At 71.2% G+C, this 4,905-nt stretch carries 5 protein-coding genes and 1 pseudogene; 3 read left to right on the plus strand and 3 right to left on the minus strand.

Annotation, left to right across the window (positions count from 1 at the left end; translation table 11 throughout):
- Positions 1 to 1,003, plus strand: a 1,003-nt coding sequence (locus EAO75_RS43360; RefSeq protein ID WP_261989682.1) for a tellurite resistance/C4-dicarboxylate transporter family protein, incomplete at its 5' end; no start/stop codon positions are given.
- Here EAO75_RS43360 and EAO75_RS43365 read toward each other — a convergent pair.
- Entirely contained in the window at positions 981 to 1,334 is a 354-nt protein-coding gene (locus EAO75_RS43365; RefSeq protein ID WP_148000655.1) for a hypothetical protein, read from the minus strand. The two genes, EAO75_RS43360 and EAO75_RS43365, sit on opposite strands and share 23 nt — an antisense overlap.
- Positions 1,335 to 1,470: 136 nt before the next feature.
- On the minus strand, positions 1,471 to 2,751 hold the full coding sequence (locus EAO75_RS43370) for a hypothetical protein (protein ID WP_148000656.1): 1,281 nt from the start codon (positions 2,749 to 2,751) through the stop codon (positions 1,471 to 1,473).
- A 344-nt stretch (positions 2,752 to 3,095) separates the two neighbouring features.
- Between EAO75_RS43370 and EAO75_RS43375 the strand changes: the two genes are divergently transcribed.
- The gene (locus EAO75_RS43375; RefSeq protein ID WP_148000657.1) at positions 3,096 to 3,980 is read left to right on the plus strand and encodes a DUF4429 domain-containing protein; all 885 of its coding nucleotides are present in this window, start codon (positions 3,096 to 3,098) and stop codon (positions 3,978 to 3,980) included.
- Positions 3,981 to 3,993: 13 nt separating this feature from the next.
- Here EAO75_RS43375 and EAO75_RS43380 read toward each other — a convergent pair whose 3' ends face one another.
- Positions 3,994 to 4,809 carry a class II aldolase/adducin family protein gene (locus tag EAO75_RS43380; protein ID WP_148000658.1) on the minus strand — a complete coding sequence of 272 codons (816 nt, stop codon included), beginning with the start codon at positions 4,807 to 4,809 and terminating at the stop codon, positions 3,994 to 3,996.
- Here EAO75_RS43380 and EAO75_RS48005 point away from each other — a divergent pair.
- A pseudogene (locus EAO75_RS48005) lies at positions 4,786 to 4,905 on the plus strand (class II aldolase/adducin family protein); the annotation flags it as partial. The gene EAO75_RS43380 and the pseudogene EAO75_RS48005 sit on opposite strands and share 24 nt — an antisense overlap.

Below are 4,905 nucleotides of genomic sequence, written 5' to 3' on the forward strand. Positions count from 1 at the left end.
CCTCCACACCTGGTGGTCGCAGCGACCCCCCGCAGCCGGTGCCGCAGTCATGGCCACCGGCATCCTCTCGGTGGCCTTCCACCAGACGGGCCACGAGACCCTTTCCCGCATCGCCCTCGCGCTCGCCTGCGCGGCCTGGCTCGCCCTCGCCGCCGACTTCACCGCACGGCTCCTCCTGGACCGCCCGAACTGGCTGAAGCAGGCGGCCACCCCCGCCGCCCTGACCGCCGTCGCCGCAACGACAGTCCTCGGCACCCGTTTCACCGCCCTCGGCTGGGAAACCCTCGCCGAGGCCCTCCTGGCCCTCGCCGCCGTGCTCTGGCCGGTCCTCCTGCTCGCCGTCCTGCGCCACTGGCGCCGCCACATGCCCGGCACGGTGTTCCTGGGCTGCGTGGCCACCCAGGGCCTGGCGGTCCTGGGCGCGACCCTCGCCGCCGCCGAGACGACGGCATGGCTCGCCCACTTCTCGCTCGTGTTCTTCTGGCTGGGTCTGGTCCTCTACGTCGTCGCCCTGCCCCGCTTCGACCGGAGCCAGCTCGCCCGAGGCGCCGGCGACCAGTGGGTGGCAGGCGGCGCCCTCGCCATCTCCGCACTGGCCGGCTCGAAACTCCTCGCCGCCGACAGCCCCGACCTGTACCTCTGGAACGACGACGACTACGGCGTCCTGCGCACGGTGACCGTCGCCCTGCTCGTACTCGACCTGGCCTGGTACGTCGTCCTGCTCCTCGCCGAGTTCGCATGGCCACGCCCGCGCTACGACGTACGCCGCTGGGCCACGGTGTTCCCGATGGGCATGACGGCGGCGGCGGCCCTCTCCGTCGGCACCGTCGTGGACGTCTCGTGGCTGGAGCCCCTGGGCAAGGTACTGCTGTGGATCGCGGTGGCGGCATGGCTCGCGGTGGCCGCGGGCGCGGCATGGACCTACACGGGCCGCGGCTCCCGGCCCGGAACCCAGGCACCCCCCGGCCCTGGAGCCGGCGTCACGTCCACAACACGGCGATGAAGACGTTCGCCGTGGTCAGCAGCCCCACGACCCCGAACAGCCGCTTGTCCACCGTCTCCTCGTCCCGCTTCACATAGACGAGCCCGAGGATCACGATCAGCAGCGCCAGCTTCACACCGATCTTGATGTTGTTGACGGACTGGTCGTCCGCCTGATTGAGGCCGACGAGGATCACGCCGGTGACCAGCATGGTCAACGCGCCGTGCAGCATCGCGGGCACGAACCGGGCGGTGCCCTGCCCCATCGCCTTCATCTGGGTGAGGAAACCACCGAGCAGCGCGGCGATACCGATGATGTGCAGACCGACGAACACATGGATGAGTAGGTCCATGGGGCCGGAGCCTAACCACCACGAAATTCCCACCCGACACCGCCCCGCACCCTGATTCCCCACACCACTGCGCTCCCGAACCCCGCATATATGCGCGCCATAGCACCCCGCCACCCCCACGCACCCGGAGGCACCGTCACTCAGTCACATCAATGACATAGCGATTCGTCTCCACCCCCACCGCAGTGACCACCTGCACCTCCACCCGCCCCGGCTCCACATCCGCCGGCACCGGCACCGTCAGCACCGCATCCGTCGGATTGCTGAACCCTCCGGCCACCGGCACCAACGGCACATGCACATGCACCGCCCCGATCCGTACCACCATCCGCGACAGCCGATCGGCCCCCTGCGCCCCGGGCGGCACGAACCCGGCACCCCGAATCTCGATGTCGTCCCCCGTGCGGATCGGCGCGTCCAGGTCACCGGCCTCCCGCGCCCGCACCACGGACAGAATCACCGGCCGGCCCCCCTCGGCATACTTCCCGGCCAGATACGTCGCCGCCGAGATCAGCACCACCACCGCCAGCCCCCACGGCAGATCCGGCAACTGATCCGGCCGCCGCCCCAACCGCACCGCCGCGAACAGCAGAGCAACCCCAACGATCACGACGTACTGAATGTCGGCGAAGGACCCCCGCCCCGCGTCATCCGTCAGCAGATCCGCCGCCCGGGGCCGATGCGCCGGCACCTTCTGCAGCCGCTGTCCGAGCACCCGCACCCCGACAACCCGCCGCACCAGCACCGCGATCGCACACGCAACGGCGAGCACGGTCACCACACCGGCCGCCCTCCCGAGCTCGAGCCCGGCGATCAGCGCATCCCGCTCGGCGTGCCCGGACGCCGCCGCCAACCGCCCCACCAGCACGAGCACGGAGTACGCCACGAACAGCACCCACGCGCCGGCCACCGCCCGCGACGTGGACAGCCGGTTGTCCTCACCGATGACCGGCGCCAGCGCCCCGCCCCGTGCCCGGTGGAACCACGACGCCGCTGTCAGCGCCCCGGCCGTCACCACGGCCGCGAGCAGCCCGGCCGTACGCGCCGCCGTCCACCCCGCGCCGATCGCCGTGAGCGCCTGCCCCAGCAGCAGCGCCACGACGAGCGCCCAGACCACGCTCGCCGTACGCCACCACAGCCGAGCGAGCCACGCGTCCCCCTCGGCCCGCCCCCGCTCGGCGACGAGTTCCGCCGACTGCGTCAGTTCCTCGGAGACCCACTGCCGGGAGGCCGACGCCGAGTGGGCCACCGCGGCCGGCAGCCCCTGCCCTGCGGCGAACTCGTCCCGCATCAGCAGGAACTCGGCGACCGCCCGCCGATGCCCCGCACGTGCCCCGTGCGGACAGTCCCCACAGGTGCAGCCGCCTCCATGCGCGCCCAATACCGCGCCGCCCTGCCCAGCCTCCTGCACCGCCACGCCCGACGCCCGCCTTCCCAGACTTTTCCGAACCCACGACCCGCGACGCACGACCCATGACCTTCAGGGCCACGCACATCAGATCCCAGTGACCCCAGCAACCCTGCCGACCAGGTGGCCACATCACCTCATGGCCTCATGGCCTTATAACCCACAACCCCACCACCGGCAGCCGCATCTCACATACCGGCCATCACCGGTTTCGGCCGCCGTCCGCCCCGCCCGCAACTCCCCCACGACGACAGCGAATTGTGCCGTACACCACCCACTCCCCGTCCGGCAGGTCCGCTCGGCGCGGGTGAAGCACGCACCCGGCGAGTTGACCCGGCTGCGAGAATTTCCCTATGGCCGAGATCATCCAGCGCGACGGGACCTGGGCCTTCGACGGCACAACGGTCCGGATCACGCCGGGACTCCACCGCTCCGTGCCACTGTTCCGGCAGACGTACGGAGAGATCGCCGTCCCCCTCGAAGCCGTCGCGAGCATCGTCTTCGAGCCGGAACGCAAGCGCGGCCGACTGCGTATGAGGCTGCGCGAAGGCGCCGACCCGCTGCTCCACGCGACCGGCGGCAGGCTGCCGGACACGGCGGATCCGTACCGGCTGACGGTGGACGTCGACCGTGCGGGGGTCGCCGAGTACGTCGCCGAGGAGATCCGCCACGCGCTGCTCCTGGACCAGATCCCCAAGGAGCCCACCAAGGCCTATCTCCTCCCCGGCCCACCGGTCCCGGTCTCCGTCCGCTCCTCCGACGGCACGGTCTCCTTCGACGGCGCCCAGGTGCGGATCGACTGGTCCGACACCTCCGACCGGGTCAAACGGGCGACCGGCCCGCGGATCATTGACGTGGCCGACCTGGTCCAGGTCGAGTGGCTGCCCAACTCCGGGTACGAGGACGGCTTCCTGCGCTTCGTGACCCCCGAGACGGTGTTCTCCAAGCTGCCGCCGGAGAAGGACCCGTACGCCCTGGACCTGTGGGGCAGCGCCCGGCGCGACCTGCTCACGGCGCTGGTCGCCACCGCGGTCACCGCCCGTCTGCCGCACCCGTCCACCCGCACGGGCGTCGACCACGCCGACCGCCCCCAGCCGGCCGCATCCGTCCCGCCCCCGGCCGACCATCACGACGTACTCCTGCGCAGACTGCGGGAGTTGGGCGAGCTGCACCGCGACGGCGTCCTCACGGACGAGGAGTTCGCGCTGACGAAGGCCGTGGTCCTCCGGGGCTTCTGATCACCGGTTTCGGTCAGCTCAACAGATCCGGTTCACTCCGGCTGACGTCCTGCCACAACGGCTGATAGTTGATCCACGCCACCAGATCCCCACCCAGCTGCTCCCGCGTGGCGACAGCCTGCCGGTGTTCGATCAGCACGGGTCGGCCCGCCGCCCTGGCGGTCAGCTGCACCTGGGAGGAGCGTTCCATGGAAAGGAACCACCAGGCCGCCGCGTCCACCGAGTCGCCGACGGTGAGCAGCCCGTGGTTGCGCAGGACGAGGGCCTTGTGGGAGCCGAGCGCGGAGGCGATCCGGCGGCCCTCCAGGGTGTCGACGGCGACGCCGGAGTAGGCGTCGTAGAGGGCATGGTCCTCGTAGAAGGCGCAGCTCTCCTGGGTGATCGGGTCAAGCAGCTCCCCCAGCGCCGCGAGCGCACGCCCGTGCACCGAGTGGCAGTGGGCGACCGCGACGACGTCCGGGCGGGCGGCGTGGACCTGGGAGTGCACCGTGAACGCCGCCTGGTTGACGTGGTAGCGGCCCTCGATCACCTGGCCCTCGGAGTTGGCGAGGACCAGGTCGCTCACGGTGACGTGCTTGAACGGCATCCCGAACGGGTTGACCCAGAAGCAGTCGCTGAGCTCGGGATCGCGCGCGGTGATGTGCCCGGAGACCCCGTCCTCGAACCCGAGCCGCCCGAAGATCCGCAACGCTCCCGCGAGCCGCTCCTTTCGATGCCGGCGCTCGTCCTCCAGCGACTCGTGCATCGGCGGCATGGCGAACCGCAGCTGGTCGGTCGGCAGCGGCGACGGCGGAGTGGGCCCGAGGGGCGTCCCGTGCTGATCGAACACCGGCAGGCTGTCGCCACGCGGGAGCAGCTGGGTGGGGATCTGGTGGCGTGGATCAACTATCAGCCGTTGTGGCAGGACGTCAGCCGGAGTGAACCG

The organism is Streptomyces sp. UW30, assembly GCF_008042075.1.
GTDB lineage: Bacteria > Actinomycetota > Actinomycetes > Streptomycetales > Streptomycetaceae > Streptomyces.